Origin of the sequence: Lysinibacillus sp. FSL M8-0216, assembly GCF_038595555.1 — a bacterium.
Taxonomy (GTDB): domain Bacteria; phylum Bacillota; class Bacilli; order Bacillales_A; family Planococcaceae; genus Lysinibacillus; species Lysinibacillus fusiformis.
Window position 1 is genome coordinate 737,141 of sequence record NZ_CP152007.1, and the last position, 16,022, is coordinate 753,162.

Consider the following 16,022-nt stretch of genomic DNA (forward strand, 5'->3'; position numbering starts at 1 on the left):
AAACGAGCAGATTTTTTTATTTTACGGTGACACCGTGATGAGGAATCTCATCATGCATAGTAGTTTTTTTACATTTCCACAGAGTAATGCCGATTGCTCACAAAGTGATAGAAAGTATCTCCTCAAATCATAATTTTGAAAACTAATCTTGTATGTTTGAAAAAATAGTGTCATACAGTAAAAGAGACGGAGGAGGGAAGATTTGCGCAAATTAACGGCCGGTGTCGGTGTCCTACTTAGTAGTTTAGTGGTAGGCAGTGGTATTTACTTTGATTGGTTTAATATTGGTGATAAAAAGGAGCCTGTTACGGAGGTTGACACAATTGGTGAGGCCATAACCCTCATTGAAGAAAAATCAGTATACAGTACAAAAAAGGATGCTTTGGTGGAAGGAGCCCTTCGTGGTATGGCAGATGCCATTAAGGACCCTTACAGCACTTATTATTCCAAGGAAGAGGCTGAGCAACATCGACAAATGCTAGCTGAAGAAAGAGTAGGTATTGGGATTGAACTCTCAGAAAATAAAGGAAAATTTATCGTAGTTTCCCCTGTTCGTTCATCACCAGCAGAGAAGGCTGGAATGCGTTCACTCGATGAAATTGTACAAGTTGATGGTGTTCGTGTAGATGGTAAAACGATGAGCGAATTGATGCATTTAATTCAAGGGGAGAAGGGGACGAAGGTTACCATTGTTGTTTACCGTCCAAGTGAGGATAAGCATATTAAGATGACAATGGAGCGGGCTGCGATCTCTAACAAGACTGTCTCAAGTGAAGTTGTAAAAGTAGAGGATACAGCAATTGGCTATGTTTCGATTTCACTGTTTGGTGAGAAGACGGCAAATGAATGGGTTGCTGAAACAAGTAAATTACTTCGGAAAGATGTTGAAGGAATTGTTATTGATGTTCGTGATAATCCAGGGGGGTATTTACATAGCGTCGCAGCGCTACTAAGCACAGTATTAGATAGTGGCAAGGTATTTGCATATATGCAAAATGCTGAAGGTGCTATGGAACCATTAAAAACACAAACAAAAGGTATCGATGAAAAATATTTAGAAAAAATGAACAAAATTCCGATTGTTGTTTTACAAAATCAAGGAAGTGCTTCTGCAAGTGAAGTATTGAGCGGAGCCTTAAAAAGCTGGGGGCGTGCTTCTCTTGTTGGGGTGAAGAGCTTTGGGAAAGGAACTGTACAGGAATCATGGGAGCTTTCGAATGGCGGAGAGCTTAAATTATCCACGAATAAATGGCTAACACCAAAACGTGAATGGATTCATGGGCAAGGCATTGAGGCAAGCTTAGTAATCGAGCAAAATGAATTATTCGCTTTTCAACTACATCCTCTGACAGGGAAGTTTAAAGTGGGCGATATGAGCGAGGAAATTTCTTATTCTCAAAATGCCTTGCAGAAACTTGGCTATCAGATTGATCGCTTAGATGGTTATATGGATGATACAACGGCTGAAGCGGTTAACCTTTATCGAAAACAGAAAAAATTAAAACTAGCAGAAGATGAATTTTATATGGATACGACCTTCTTTAATAGCTTGAATGAAACATTAAAAAATTATAAAGTAGACCGTCAAAACGACCAACAATTCCAAATGGCAACTAGTTTTTTACTACACGCAATCGAACAATAAACTCACTAGTAGAACAAAAATACCATAATACAGAGCTTTCTATGAGTTTGTACTACGCAAGAGTGTAGTCGTTTGATACAATAAATTCATAGTATTCAAGATAGAAACGGCGGGTGTTCGTATGGTTAGTGATATATTATTAGAAATTGTAACAGCGATTGGCCGCTTTTTACTCAACCCATTACTGTATGTAGCCATCATATTTGCTATTTTATTAGGTTATCGTCGCGTAAAGCAGGAGCGTAAATATTTTAATAGACGGATTATTTGGGGCTGGACAGAGTTAGTCGGACAATGGAAAGATGGATGGCTTTATGCATTGCTTATTTCGCTAATTAGTGTGGCGGCAGGGCTTACCGTTCCAAAAGTTTTTTTAATCCTTGTAATAGCAGTCTCGGTAGTAGGGCTCGTATTGTATTTCCTAAATGCTTTGTCACCTATTTTAACAATGGGTATAGCAACGCTAGCAATATGGGCTATGTCTTACTACAACTGGTCCTTTACTTGGTGGAACATTTCCCTAGCAGGTGTCGATTTAGAGAATGGGGCTATCGTTACCATTTCTATTCTTGTAGGTCTTTGTGTTATTGCTGAAGGTCTTTTAATTCGACGTGCAGCAATGAAGGTCACAACACCTTGCGTGGAAAAAACAAAACGAGGTATGCAGGCGATTGTCTATCGTTCAAGAAATGTTTGGGTACTGCCTATTTTCTTTGTTATGCCTGGTGATGCGATTTCTGCTGTATTCCCGTACTGGCCACAGTTTACGATAGGGGATACTAGCTTTGCACTGATCTTTTTCCCACTCGTAATTGGCTTTTCGAAGCTGATAAGAAGGGATTTACCTGCCCAAGTATTTCCTAAAATTGGGCGTTCTGTAGTTATACTTGGACAGCTTATTTTAATAGGGGGGCTGGCTGCATATCTTGAACCAATGATCGGTTATATGACGCTTGGGTTGGGAGCAATTATCCGTATCATCATCTCCATCTATTATGCTCAGCAGGATAAAACAGATCATTATGCGGTAGCACCTAGCACAAAGGGTGCAATTATTGCAGCAGTGTTTCCTGATTCGCCAGCTGAGAAAATGGGCTTACTTGCAGGGGAATGTATTCGGAAAGTAAATGGTGTTTCTATTTTTACAGAAAATGAATTATACGAGGCATTACAATTAAATGCCGCTCATTGTCGTCTCGAAGTGCTAGATCGAAACAATGAAATTCGTTTAACGCAGCATGTCATTTATAGTAATGATCATTACCGAATTGGATTACTACTTGCTGAGCCGAGGGATATATAATGGACGTTTTTGGGAAAATGATGTTGGCGCTCTTCATACCTGCTTTATTGGTGCTATTGTTCACAAGAATTACGTATAATCGCTATGTTGCTCTATTATTGGCTATTGCGCTTATCGCTGCCTCAGTATATGCAGGATATACATCCCCACCAATTATTTTCGTTATAGATGCATTTTCATTAACGGTGGGCTTTTGGTTAGCAAGTAAAATGAAGAAATAAACAAGGTCAGTCCTCGTGGGGACTGACCTTTTTACATGAAAAATCGCACAGCTGCCATTATGATAACTCCTGCAACGACAGTAATAGATAAACTTTTTGTAATGAGCGCAATAACTAGCGTTGGCACGAATGTAATAAAGACTGGCCAATCAAGAGTCACAACTTTGCCACTTTCGGTATCGATTAAATTTTCGATGACAAGAGCACTTAAAATACAAACAGGAATAAAACTAAGCCACTTTAGCACTACATCCGGGAGTGTGACACTGCGTACAAAAATAAACGGAATGACACGTGGTAGCCATGTGACAAGCGCACAGCCAATAATCAGCCATACCATATAAGCGGTTGTTGTCATTTGTCAGTCACCACCCCAATAGTTGCTACGATCACCGTTGCTAGCAAAACAGCCACATGTGAAGGTACTATATAAGAAAGACCATACATAATAACAGCCATATAGCCGATTAACTTAATATAATGCATGATTTTACTTTTGCCGACACTACTCAATTGTAAAACTAAAAGAGCGACAAACATAGCGACTAAGGCGAAATCTAGTCCCCATTGTTCAGGATTTGCCACCCATTGCCCTAAGAAGGCACCCGTGACACAAGATAAAATCCAAAAAATATACGCTGTTAAGTTAAGCCCATCCATCCATTTACCGTATAATTTACCGGTTTGCATTTGCTTGGTCACAGCCACCCCAAAGGTTTCATCTGTTAATAAAGTACCGAAGCCTACATTTCTAAGCATGGAATAATGCGTAAAATGAGGGGCTAATGTTAAACTCATTAATAAATGGCGTAAATTGACGACAAAAATGGTTACAATGATAGCAGAAGCAGGACTACTTGTTAAAAGTAGTGCACAAAAAATAAATTGTGCAGAGCCTGCGTAAATCAATATGGTTAAAAGGGCGATTTCCAGTACTGATAGTCCTGAAGCGGAACCTACAACACCGAATGCAAGTCCTATACTAATATAACCGAGTAAGGTAGGTACACAATCCTTCACGCCCTGTATAAAGCTATCGTTGGGAGAGTTTGTTGCCGGATCATGATGAAGCTCTGTTGTACTTGTCATAAATAGGTCATCCTTTCTTAAAAATTTCCATGTATACTGTTGATGGAATAGTTTGATAGTTCTTGATGTTTATTAAAGTATACATATGTCTGATAAAATAAACAATAGAAAATTGGTGATTAAAAATGGAACAAATGAGCAGAAATTTAGCCTTTCAATTAAAGAAAATTAGACAACAACGTCATTTAAGCTTAGATGATGTTGCCAAAGCAACGGGCGTTAGTAAAGCACAACTCGCTCAAATAGAAAAGGGAGAAGCGAATCCTACTGTATCAACCATTTGGAAAATAGCTGCTGGAATGCGTATTTCATTTTCTTCTTTATTACAGCCGCCAACAGCTCATTTCATGCGTTACAGCGGTAAGGATGTCCCACATGTTGATGAGGATGAGGGACGCTATCGTGTCTATTCGATTATTCCGTATAATCCTGAACGAGGTTGGGAATTCTACAAGGTTGAAATGGAGCCTGGAGCCATTAGTAGGAGTGAAGCCCACACAGAAGGGGTAGAGGAAACTGTCATGATTATCAAAGGACAAGCTGCTATTTCTGCTGGAGATATGCATGAATTACTGGATGAAGGGGATACACTAGTATTCTCGGGGCATCAACCCCATGAATATCGAAATACATCTGAAGGGTTAACAATTTTTCATTTAATTTTACAGTATAAATAGAGGTGTCGATAGTGAAAGAATGGTTTACAGTAGAAAATATTGAACTTGTTGCGGCGCAGTATCGAACACTTGGCCCCGTCATTGGTTTACTGCTACCTTTTCTAGAAGCGTTTTTACCATTCCTACCATTAGTGGTGTTCGTTGTAGCTAATGCAAGTGCATTTGGTTTATGGCTTGGATTTTTATTATCTTGGTTGGGTTCTGCGGCTGGATCATACGTGGTATTTTTGCTTGTTCGACATTTTGGTAAACATCCAAGGTTGCGATTTATAACTGGCAGTAAAAAAGTACAGAAACTTATTAAATGGGTGGATATGAATGGCATAAGCCCTCTTTTTGTCCTCCTATGTTTCCCTTTTACCCCTTCTGTCATTGTGAACATTGTGGCGGGTTTATCCCATATTCATAAAAAATTTTACTTAGTCGTTTTACTAGCAGGAAAATTCGTGATGATTTTAGGTATGAGTGTATTGGGATATGATTTAAAATCGTTACTAACAAGCCCTGTGAAATTAATAATTGCGGCAGTTGCGATTGTTATTTTATGGTTTATTGGTAAACTAATTGAGAAGCGTTTGAATGCTCGTGTAGAAAGAGATTTAAAACAAGCGCGAAATTTGACGAAAAAACAGGATCACCATGCAAGATAAAATAGTTGTAGCCTCTTTGATTTGTTGAAGAGGCTGTTTTTTTGTGAAATGAATCATTGGTTTTTATTGTCTATCGAAGGTTGATAGATAGTATTTGCTAGTTATTTTCGATAGAATTTAAGCTAGAGGATCACTGATGTTTATAGCGTCACTCTGACAATGGAATCAGGTTAAGTGATAGAAACGATAAAAAATAATCTATATATAAATGTTAGTGAATGGATGCTAACGTGCAATCAAAATAGTTAGACAGTAATTTATAGAGGAGGGGAAACGAAATGACATTGCGAATTGTTTCGGGACGCTCGGGAACAGGGAAATCCGTATTTATTCATCAAGAAATTGTTGAACAGCTAAAGACTGATCCACTCGGTCAACCTATTTTTGTCATTGTTCCTGACCAGATGTCTTATTCTACGGAATATGAGCTAACGAATAAGCATGGTTTGCAGGGCTTGATTCGTGCGCAAGTGATGACGTTTAAGCGTTTAGCATGGCTCGTTTTACAGGAGACAGGTGGTATTGCTCGTAAAGAAGTGAATGGCTATGGTTATCGAATGCTGATTCGTAAACTTTTGGAGGAACAAAAAAGTGAGTTCTCCTTATTTAGACAAGCTGCTGGAAAACGTGGTTTTACGGAGGAAATTGAAACACTTTTAAAAGAATTTAGTCGATATAGTGTCAATAGCTCTGTTTTAGCTGAAGTAACAGAATCCTTAAAGGCGATTGACGCGCCAAATACCTTACAAGCCAAAACGAATGATTTACATGTTGTTTTGCAGGCATTAGAAGAACGACTTGGTACGACATATGTCGATAGTGAGGGCTATTATCCGATATTAACGGAGCAATTGAAGTATGCTGAAACAATGAAGCAAGCAACTATTTATATTGATGGATTCACAGCCTTCACAGTGCGAGAGTTAGAGCTGGTACGAGAATTGCTTAAGGTAACTAAACAGGTAACCGTCGTTCTCCCGTTTGATCATATAGACGAAACTTTTGATGAACAGGCTCTTTTTCATGAAGCGGCGTTAACGAATCAACGACTACATGATATTGCAAATGAAGAGGGCATAGACGTCGAGGCACCTTTACATTTTTATTATACTCAAAGATTTCAATCTGAAGATTTACAACATGTGGAAGCGAATTTTGGTAATATGGTGCCACAAACGAAAAAAACTTCTGGAGATGTAATGGTGTTTGAAGCATCGAATCGTCGAGCGGAGGTTCACGCGATTGCCCGGGAAATAACAAAGTTAACAAGAGAAGATGGCTATCGTTATCAAGATATTGTCCTTTTATATCGACAAGCAGAACTTTATGACCCATTGATTACAAGTATTTTTCAACAATATGAAATTCCTATTTTTACAAATACTAAAAAAACAATGCTCCATCATCCTCTGATTGAGCTTAGTCGTTCGGCATTAGAAATCATGACGTCTAATTGGAAGTATGAACCTGTATTTCGAAGTGTAAAAACAGATTTGTTTTTCCCCTTACAAGCAGAGCTAACTATTTGGCGTGAGCGAGCTGATCGATTGGAAAACTATTGCTTAGCGCAAGGAATCTATGGTGAACGTTGGTTTGAAGAGGCTCGGTGGTTTTATAAAAAGTATCGTGGGCTTGAGTTCCATTCACGTGTACAAACAGATGAGGAACGTGCAATGCAATCAGAAATTGAGGCAATTCGTGACGAAATTCGTCAGCCTTTAAAGGAGTTTCAAGACAAACTGAGTACGGCGCCAACGGGTAAGGATGTTGCCACTGCTTTATTTGAGCTAGTAGAGTCATTACAAGTATATGAGAAGCTTCAAGCTATGAAGGATCGTGAGCTTGAGCGGGGGGATGCACTAGCAGCGAGTGAACATGAGCAAGCGTGGAATGAATGGATCAATGTATTGGATCAATTTGTCTATATGTTTGGCGAGCAGGAGATGTCAGTGGAGGAAGCGGCTAAAATTCTTGATGAAGGCTTTGATACATTAGAATTTTCTCGCATTCCACCAACATTAGATGAGGTTATGGTAGCGACGGTTGATTTAGCTCGTTTATCCAATATTAAAGCAGCCTTCGTTTTAGGAATGAATGATGGTGTATATCCAACTCGAATGGAATATGAAGGTTTATTGTCAGATACAGAGCGTGAATGGTTTGGTCAAATTGGTTATGAGCTTGCACCAACCTCCTCTAACCGTTTATTACAGGAGAATTTCTTATTTTATCGTGCTGCCACAACACCGTCAGATAAGCTTTATTTGACGTATCCTACAGCAGATGAAGAAGGAAAGGCACTGTTATCGTCTCTTTATATAAAAAAATTCATCGGAAATGATCAAACAGCTGGTCTGTTAAGTGGGATTCAGGCGGAGCGGGTTGTAATGGATCCAATAGAATTATTAGATGGAAATGCTTTACCGTATTTACGCCATCCACGAACTGCATTAGCCCATTTAATGGTGCAACTACGTCAGGCAGAGCATAGCCGTGAACTGGCACCTGAATGGCTGGCGCTACAAAAATTTTATCAGCAGGACCCTTACTGGGCACTTATCTTTGATCGAGTACATTATCCGATTACTCATAAAAATGAAGCACAGCCATTGGAAACCTATATAACTCAAGAGCTATATGGGAAAAAACTTACATCTAGTGTATCTCGAATAGAGAAATATTTTAGATGTCCATTTTCTCATTTCACAACGTATGGTCTACGTTTAGAGGAACGTGCGGAGTACCGATTAGAAACCTTTGCAATCGGTGATCTATTCCATGAGGCATTAAAGTGGATAACAGAGGAAACTCACCGACTGCAGCTATCTTGGATTCGTTTAACAAAACAGCAAATTAAACAGTTGGCACGTCAAGCAGTAGAGCAAATTGTTCCTGTCTTCTCCCATCAAATTTTATTATCTAGTGCGCGTTATCGCTATATTCAGCGGAAGCTTATTCGAATTGTGGAGCGCACGATGATGGCATTGACACAGCATGCGAATGTGTCTCACTTTAAGCCAATTGCGATAGAGGCATCATTTGGCCCAGGACAACATGAACAGCTTCCACCTCTTGAGATTGATTTAACTAGTGGTAAAAAAATGTTTATGCGAGGTCGTATTGATCGTATCGATAGTGCCTCGATAGATGACCGTTCTTATTTACGGATTGTTGATTATAAATCATCAGCTCGAGATTTAGATTTAAATGAGGTTTATTATGGATTGTCTTTACAGGTACTTACTTATTTAGATGTGGCAATGGAAAATAGCTCCTATTGGCTTCCAGGGGAAACGGAGCCAGCTGGGGTACTGTATGTTCATGTCCATAATCCTATGTTAAAACTAGATAAGGATATGACGGATAGTGAAATAGAAGAGGACCGGTTAAAGCAATATAAAATGAAGGGTCTGCTGTCTGAGAATGCTGAGTCCATTTTATCGATGGACGAGCAGTTAGAGGAAAGTAGTGGACACTCAAAAATTATTCCTGTTTATATGAAAAAAGATGGAACACCTTCTGAATCGCAATCACGCATTGTGCCTGTAAATGATATGAAAAGACTCCAGCATTTCGTACGTCGTAAGCATCAGGAGGCAGGGAATGGGATTTTGTCTGGTGATACTGCCATCAGCCCGTATAAATTAAAATCCAAAACGGCCTGTGACTATTGTCAATTTGCCGCGGTTTGCCAATTTGATCCATCCGATGGTAAACAAAACTATCGTCAGTTGATGCAAGCGAAACCAAATGAAATTGTTGATAAAATTCGGAAGGAGATAGAGTAGCATGGTCCAAACAATTCCTATAAAGCCAGCGAATGTCTCTTGGACAGACGATCAGTGGAAGGCCATTTACGCTAGTGGGCAAGATACACTTGTGTCGGCTGCGGCGGGGTCCGGGAAAACAGCGGTACTGATTAATCGTATGATTGAAAAAGTTATTGCTACTGACAATCCCATTAATGTAGATGAGCTACTGGTGGTGACCTTTACGAATGCTTCAGCAGCTGAAATGCGCCATCGAATGTCAGAAGCTCTAGAAAAGGCTATAGTAGAAAATCCAACTTCCAATCATTTAAGAAGACAACTGAGTCTTATTAATAAGGCGCAAATATCAACATTGCATTCTTTTTGTTTAGCGATTGTTAAACAATATGCTTATATGCTCGACATCGATCCTGGATTTCGTATTGCTAATGAAGCAGAGGTAGCTTTATTAAGAGATGATATAGTGGCGGATGTTCTAGAAGGAGCCTATGATTCTGAAGAAGAGACACAGGTACAAGCTATTTATCGACTTGTGGATAGCTTTACGTCGGATCGAGATGATCAAGCGATTGAAACGCTGATTAGTAAGCTTTACGATACTTCTCGTGTACACGCAGAGCCTCAAAGATGGCTAAGGAGTTTACCAAAAGCTTATGAATTAGCAGAGGAAGTGACGATTGATGATTTAGAGCTATCTCACTATGTTAAATTGACTGTTCGACATAGTTTGGAGGAAGCCTTCGTCCTAATTTCAGAAATGCGAGCAATCACCCTCCAACCCGATGGACCTGCCCCCTATGCTGAAACGGCAGAAATTGATTTTGCTATGATTCAGGAAGGGATTCGAATAAGTCAGGAAGGTACATGGCAGGAACTCTTTGATTATTTTGCGACCGTTAAATGGTCTACATTAAAACGAGTATCCAAGGATGCTTTAGTAGACGTGGAGCTACAGGAGCTTGCAAAGAAAAAGCGAGAAGCAGCGAAAAAAATTATGAATAAAATGAAAGAAACCTATTTTATTCGCACCCCCGCACGATTGCTAGAAGAAATACGCTTAATGGCGCCAATTATTGGCACATTAGTGGAATTGACGACGATTTTTAGTGAGCAATTCCGACTTGCCAAATTAGAGCGGGGTATTATTGATTTTTCAGATTTAGAACATTATGCACTGCAAATTTTAACAGTCGAGATCGATGGAGAGCTACAGCCATCTCCCGTAGCACTTGATTTGAAAAAACGTTTTAAAGAAGTACTTGTGGATGAATACCAGGATACAAATATGCTACAGGAAACGATCTTACAACTTGTCAAGTCAGGGGAAGAACAGGATGGTAATCTGTTTATGGTGGGAGACGTCAAACAAAGTATTTATCGTTTCCGCTTAGCTGAACCTAAGCTCTTTATGAGGAAGTATAGTGAGTTCTTGGAAACGCCTGAGGTAACGGGCATGCGTATTGATTTAAATGCTAACTTTCGTAGTCGTAAAGAGGTATTGAACGCGACGAACTATATTTTTGCACAAATTATGGGTGAGCGTGTTGGCGAAATTCTTTATGATGACAATGCGTCATTAAAGCCCGCAGCGCCCTATGATGAAAAAGAAGTACCTGTTGAGCTTGTCGTAATGCACCCTCCACAGGATGAGGAAGTGGTAGACGAGCAAGAGGATAAGACGGAAGAAGCGACTGAGCTAGAGGAATTAAAAAAGTCACAATATGAAGCACGTTTTATTATTGATCGTATTCGACAAATGATGGAAGATGGAACAACTGTTTATGATACGAAATCACTGACAGAAAGGCCGTTGAAGTATAGTGATATTGTTATTTTAATGCGTTCTATGACATGGTCGACAGATTTAGTGGAGGAATTTAAGCTAGCAGGTATTCCACTCTATGCAGAGTCGTCCAAAGGCTATTTTGATGCACTGGAAGTCATGATTATGTTAAATGTCCTAAAGGTAGTAGATAACCCTTATCAGGACATCCCGTTAGCTTCCGTACTGCGTGCACCGTTTGTTGGCTTAACAGAAAATGAATTAGCTAAAATCCGCTTAGCTGATTCAAAGGTACCTTTCTATGATGCGCTACGACAATTTATCCGAAGTGAAGGACAAGAGATACAGACAACTACGTTTGAAAAACTTCAACGCTTTATGCTAGCTTTTGAAAATTGGCGAGATTTAGCACGTCGTGGGTCACTATCAGATTTAATTTGGAAAATTTATTTAGATACACATTATTATGAAATGGTTGGCGCAATGCCTAACGGTAAGCAGCGTCAGGCCAATTTACGAATTTTACATGATCGTGCATTAATGTATGAGCAAACAGCCTTTCGAGGTCTTTTCCGCTTTTTACGCTTTATTGATCGGATGCGTACACGTGGGGATGATTTAGGTACGGCTAAATCAATTGGTGAAAAGGACGATGTAGTACGCCTTGTGACCATTCACTCCTCCAAAGGATTAGAATATCCTGTAGTCTTTGTGGCAGGGATGGGACGTCCGTTTAATAAAATGGATTTTCATAATCCTTATTTATTCGACCAAGATTTTGGACTAGCTGTAAAGGCCATTGACCCAGAAAATCGCATTACTTATACTTCATTACCGTTTTTGGCGCTGAAAGAGAAGAAAGAGCTGGAAATGCGTGCAGAGGAAATGCGTGTCTTATATGTTGCCATGACACGCGCGAAGGAGCGTCTAATTTTAGTGGGTTCCGTGAAAAATTGGGAGAAAACGCGAGACAACTGGCAGGATGCGCAAAATATATCAAGTGATGCCCCACTTCAAGAATATTTGCGGGCAAGAGCTAATAGCTATCTAGACTGGGTTGGTCCAGCCGTGGCAAGGCATGGTGACTTTGCCTCTCAAGCTACCACTTCATATAAGGAATTGGACAGCCCATCCCATTGGTGGATACAGCCGGTTGATACGAGACATTATTCGTATGATATACAGCCATTTGATGATGACATACAACAACTCCTTACAACACAAGAGGACGAGGCGCTTTTATCCGAAATAACGACACGCTTTCAAGCGCAGTATACGTATCAAAAGTCAACAAGAAAACGTTCTAAAACATCGGTTAGTGAAATTAAACGTATAGAAAACTTACAGCGTCAGGAGGAGCCAGAATATTATTTTGCACCTCCAGCTAAGCAGACGTCAGCTTCTATTGCACCACGACCAACATTTTTACAGGATCAACAGCTAACAGGTGCCGAAATAGGAACGGCTGTCCATACAGTGATGCAGCATATTCCACAGTTTGGCTTTGATGATATTGGAGCTGTAAAAGGCTTTGTAGCAGATTTAGTAGCAAAACAGCTACTGACAGAGGCAGAAGGAAAAGTGGTCCCTATAGCGAAAGTTTTTCATTTCTTTCATACCGAAATTGGGCAACGCTTTAAGCAAGCAAGACAGATTCGTAGAGAAATGCCATTTACTATTAGCAGAGTAGATGAAGATGGGGATGCTCAAATCGTCCAAGGGATTATCGACTGTTTGTTTGAGGATGAATATGGCAACTGGGTCTTGCTAGATTATAAGACAGACCGTATTTTGCCTCATTTTGCAAAGGAGCCCGCTCTGACAAAAGAAATAATGGGGCGTTATGCTGTTCAGCTTCGTGTTTATAGTGAGGCTATTGAGTCCATTTTACAAATTAAAGTAAGCGATAAAGTGCTGTATTTATTCGATAATGAACAAACTGTACAGGCATAAGTTTTTGTTATGGAAAAGCGGAGGATACAATTTTTTGCTTGCTCTGCTTCAACCATAGCTGCTATTTAAGAGGAGGCTATTTTGTGGAGTTCAAACCGACAATGTTGCAGGATCGACTAGCAACATTAGATATTTTACGAGGTATTAGTTTAGTAGGCATTTTGCTCGTAAATATGTATACCTTTTATTTGCCAATGCCACATATTGATTTAGCATCTTGGTTTACAACACCATCCGATATCGTATGGCAAAAAAATTTAGATATTTATGTACAAAGTAGCTTTTACCCACTGTTTGCGATGCTATTTGGATATGGGCTTGCCATGCAGTGGCAAAAAGCACAAAGTCGTGAGCAAAATTTCTATACGCTAGGATTACGTAGACTTTCTGTATTATTTGCCTTTGGTTTCATACATGCCGTGCTAATATGGTGGGGCGATATTTTAATGATGTACGCCTTTTGTGGGATATTTTTAGTGCTTTTACTACGTTTAAGCCCTATTTGGTTAGTGGTTAGTGCAGTTATGATTAACGGTTTGATGCAAGTTTTTATGTTATTTGTCATTGGGATTATGCAATTTAATACGAAGGTGGATGACTATTTAGATATTGTATCTGTAGAGAAGGCGATTACAGCTTACGGTACAGGAAACTGGCTAGATGCTTTTATGCAACGCTTAACAGACTTATCGACACAAGCAGGTATAGGAATGTGGTTTGCGGCATTGTTTACTATTTTACCGTATATGTTAATAGGGGCAGCTGCATCAAAATGGCGACTAGTAGAGCGAGCGAAAGAATTAAAATGGCTATGGCTAGCACTTGCGATTACTGGGGTGATTATAGGTATAACGATCAAAAGTTTACCCATCATGTTTACACGGACGTATTTATTTGATTATTTAAAGGTATACATAGGTGGTCCTATCCTTTCAGTGGGTTATGCCGCGGTCATAGTGCTACTTTGCCTGTTACCAATTGTACCCAAGCTACTTAGTCCTTTTGGTAAAATCGGACGGATGTCGTTAACGATGTATATTATGCACTCCATTATCGGCACGTGTTTATTCTATCAATTTGGCTTTGGCTGGTATGGGAAGATAAGTGTAGAAACAGGCGTACTCATTGCCATTGGAATAATTGTTGTGCAAATGATCATCGCCGAAATTTGGTTAACAAAATGGAAGCAAGGTCCTTTAGAGGCTTTATGGCGTAAATTAACGTATAAGGAAAAAGTAGAAATGTGATAATATATTCCGCTTCACATGCATAATCTATGAAGATATAACAACTTATAAAATTATTGTCGCAAAAGTGAGGCAATTTCTATCATATTGTTGTATCATGTAGAAAAAAGAAGGAGCTCTTTCAATCATGAAAATTTTATCATTCAAATTAGGTGGACATGTAAGCTTTGGACCAAAAGTAAAAAAAGAAGAAGCGGTATGGGATGTACTCGCTATTCAAAATGAACTTCAAGTTCTCCCTTCTTTTTCAAGTTCTATTGTAGATGGTATTGCACTAGGCTTTGATTTCGTTGAACAGATTCGTAAATTAGTAGAAGCAGCTGAAAAATCAGATCGTGCTAATAGTTTTAAACGTGAATTTACAGAAATCGAGTGGCTTTCACCCATTCCACGTACACCCAAAAATATTATGTGTATAGGTAAAAATTATAATGAACATGCCAAAGAAATGGGTGCAGAAGCAGCACCAACGGAATTAATGGTATTTACAAAATCGCCAACGGCTATTGCGGCAGATGGACAAACACTTTCCATTCACGCGGACCTTTCATCGAAAATGGATTATGAAGGGGAGCTTGCGATTGTCATTGGAAAACGTGGTAAAAACATTCCGAAAAACTTAGCATATGATTATGTATTTGGTTATACAATTGCCAATGATATAACAGCTCGTGATTTACAAGAGAAGCATAAACAATTCTTCTTAGGTAAAAGCTTGGAGGGCACTTGTCCGCTTGGACCATATCTTGTGACAAAGGATGAAATTCCCAATCCTCAGGACTTAACAGTAGTCACAAAGGTAAACGATGAAGTGCGCCAAAATGGCTCGACGAAGGACATGATGTTCTCAGTTGAAACTTTAGTATCTATCCTATCTCAGCATGTAACACTTGAGCCAGGGGATGTTATTTTAACAGGTACACCAGCTGGAGTTGGAAAAGGCATGAACCCGCCACAATTCTTAAAGGCTGGAGATACGGTAAAAGTATCTATTCAAGGCATCGGTACTTTAGTCAACCATTTTGAATAATAATAGGGAATCCGCGTGAGTCTTTACTCCGCGGATTTTTTTAATACTTACCGTGTAAGTTGTTTTTTAGGGAGTTTCTAAGTCACAAATGGTGTAAATTATGTGAACACTATTGTAATGTTTGAAACCCTTTCCATCGCATGGTAGGATAGAGTTTGATAGAAAAATGAATGAGGTGGGACAAACATGGGTTTTTTAACTAGCCAAACGCATTTGCATATTACTACTTGGGTAGTAGCTATTGTTATCTTTTTAATCGCTGCGCTAATGGGCAAGCAATCAAAAGGCTTACATATGACATTGCGTCTATTTTATGTACTAATTATCATTACAGGTGGGGCATTATTCATTGAAGGCATGAATTACAACATGGGCATGCTTTACGGCTTTAAATTCATAGGCGGTATTCTAGTAATTGGTATGATGGAAATGGTTTTAGTACGCCAAAAGAAAAATAAACCAACTGGCATGTTTTGGATTTTATTTGCAGTATTCTTATTGATTACATTGTTCCTAGGCTTCAAGCTACCAATGGGTCAAAACTTCTTAGCATAATATTTGGTGAAAGTCGTGAAGTATTTGCTTCGCGGCTTTTATTTTATTAAAAACAGCGATCATACTGAAATGGAAGGGAACGGACACCTTTTTGCCGTA

The 16,022-nt window shown here is 39.3% G+C and carries 12 protein-coding genes; 10 read left to right on the top strand and 2 right to left on the bottom strand.

What is annotated here, in order from left to right; translation table 11 throughout:
- The first annotated feature begins 202 nt into the window (after window positions 1–202).
- From MKX57_RS03395 to MKX57_RS03405, 3 genes are all read left to right on the top strand, one after another.
- Window positions 203–1,645 carry a S41 family peptidase gene (locus MKX57_RS03395; RefSeq protein ID WP_036123391.1) on the top strand — a complete coding sequence of 481 codons (1,443 nt, stop codon included), beginning with the start codon at window positions 203–205 and terminating at the stop codon, window positions 1,643–1,645.
- A 121-nt stretch (window positions 1,646–1,766) separates the two neighbouring features.
- The gene (locus tag MKX57_RS03400) at window positions 1,767–2,948 is read left to right on the top strand and encodes a PDZ domain-containing protein (protein WP_171365798.1); all 1,182 of its coding nucleotides are present in this window, start codon (window positions 1,767–1,769) and stop codon (window positions 2,946–2,948) included.
- On the top strand, window positions 2,948–3,169 hold the full coding sequence (locus MKX57_RS03405) for a DUF2198 family protein (protein WP_008178785.1): 222 nt from the start codon (window positions 2,948–2,950) through the stop codon (window positions 3,167–3,169). Before MKX57_RS03400 ends, MKX57_RS03405 begins: the two co-directional genes overlap by 1 nt.
- A 31-nt stretch (window positions 3,170–3,200) precedes the next feature.
- Here MKX57_RS03405 and MKX57_RS03410 read toward each other — a convergent pair whose 3' ends face one another.
- Window positions 3,201–3,527 (bottom strand): AzlD domain-containing protein, encoded by a 327-nt coding sequence (locus tag MKX57_RS03410; RefSeq protein ID WP_036123398.1) that lies wholly within the window; start codon window positions 3,525–3,527, stop codon window positions 3,201–3,203.
- Complete coding sequence (locus MKX57_RS03415; protein WP_008178782.1) at window positions 3,524–4,258, bottom strand: AzlC family ABC transporter permease; 735 nt, start codon at window positions 4,256–4,258, stop codon at window positions 3,524–3,526. Before MKX57_RS03415 ends, MKX57_RS03410 begins: the two co-directional genes overlap by 4 nt.
- 125 nt (window positions 4,259–4,383) lie before the next feature.
- Here MKX57_RS03415 and MKX57_RS03420 point away from each other — a divergent pair, with 125 nt between their 5' ends.
- The 7 genes from MKX57_RS03420 to MKX57_RS03450 all read left to right on the top strand — a co-directional run bounded on the left by MKX57_RS03420 (window position 4,384) and on the right by MKX57_RS03450 (window position 15,923).
- Entirely contained in the window at window positions 4,384–4,935 is a 552-nt protein-coding gene (locus MKX57_RS03420; protein ID WP_008178780.1) for an XRE family transcriptional regulator, read from the top strand.
- 11 nt (window positions 4,936–4,946) lie between these two features.
- Entirely contained in the window at window positions 4,947–5,585 is a 639-nt protein-coding gene (locus MKX57_RS03425; protein ID WP_008178779.1) for a TVP38/TMEM64 family protein, read from the top strand.
- 278 nt (window positions 5,586–5,863) lie between these two features.
- Entirely contained in the window at window positions 5,864–9,373 is a 3,510-nt protein-coding gene (addB, locus tag MKX57_RS03430) for a helicase-exonuclease AddAB subunit AddB (RefSeq protein ID WP_342550793.1), read from the top strand.
- Window position 9,374: 1 nt separating this feature from the next.
- Entirely contained in the window at window positions 9,375–13,091 is a 3,717-nt protein-coding gene (gene addA / locus MKX57_RS03435) for a helicase-exonuclease AddAB subunit AddA (protein WP_089986727.1), read from the top strand.
- Window positions 13,092–13,174: 83 nt separating this feature from the next.
- A complete protein-coding gene (locus MKX57_RS03440) occupies window positions 13,175–14,338 on the top strand; it encodes a DUF418 domain-containing protein (protein ID WP_089986726.1) in 1,164 nt (387 codons plus the stop codon).
- A gap of 127 nt (window positions 14,339–14,465) precedes the next feature.
- Complete coding sequence (locus MKX57_RS03445; protein ID WP_025116790.1) at window positions 14,466–15,368, top strand: fumarylacetoacetate hydrolase family protein; 903 nt, start codon at window positions 14,466–14,468, stop codon at window positions 15,366–15,368.
- Window positions 15,369–15,554: 186 nt separating this feature from the next.
- Entirely contained in the window at window positions 15,555–15,923 is a 369-nt protein-coding gene (locus MKX57_RS03450; protein ID WP_012292941.1) for a YisL family protein, read from the top strand.
- Window positions 15,924–16,022 lie beyond the last annotated feature (99 nt).

What these genes read in the sequence shown, in the direction of transcription:
- MKX57_RS03400 (WP_171365798.1), top strand. Translation starts at nt 1,767, where the DNA reads ATGGTTAGTGATATATTATTAGAAATTGTAACAGCGATTGGCCGCTTT.
- MKX57_RS03405 (WP_008178785.1), top strand. Translation starts at nt 2,948, where the DNA reads ATGGACGTTTTTGGGAAAATGATGTTGGCGCTCTTCATACCTGCTTTA.
- MKX57_RS03410 (WP_036123398.1), bottom strand. Translation starts at nt 3,527, where the DNA reads ATGACAACAACCGCTTATATGGTATGGCTGATTATTGGCTGTGCGCTT.
- MKX57_RS03415 (WP_008178782.1), bottom strand. Translation starts at nt 4,258, where the DNA reads ATGACAAGTACAACAGAGCTTCATCATGATCCGGCAACAAACTCTCCC.
- MKX57_RS03420 (WP_008178780.1), top strand. Translation starts at nt 4,384, where the DNA reads ATGGAACAAATGAGCAGAAATTTAGCCTTTCAATTAAAGAAAATTAGA.
- addB (WP_342550793.1), top strand. Translation starts at nt 5,864, where the DNA reads ATGACATTGCGAATTGTTTCGGGACGCTCGGGAACAGGGAAATCCGTA.
- addA (WP_089986727.1), top strand. Translation starts at nt 9,375, where the DNA reads ATGGTCCAAACAATTCCTATAAAGCCAGCGAATGTCTCTTGGACAGAC.
- MKX57_RS03445 (WP_025116790.1), top strand. Translation starts at nt 14,466, where the DNA reads ATGAAAATTTTATCATTCAAATTAGGTGGACATGTAAGCTTTGGACCA.
- MKX57_RS03450 (WP_012292941.1), top strand. Translation starts at nt 15,555, where the DNA reads ATGGGTTTTTTAACTAGCCAAACGCATTTGCATATTACTACTTGGGTA.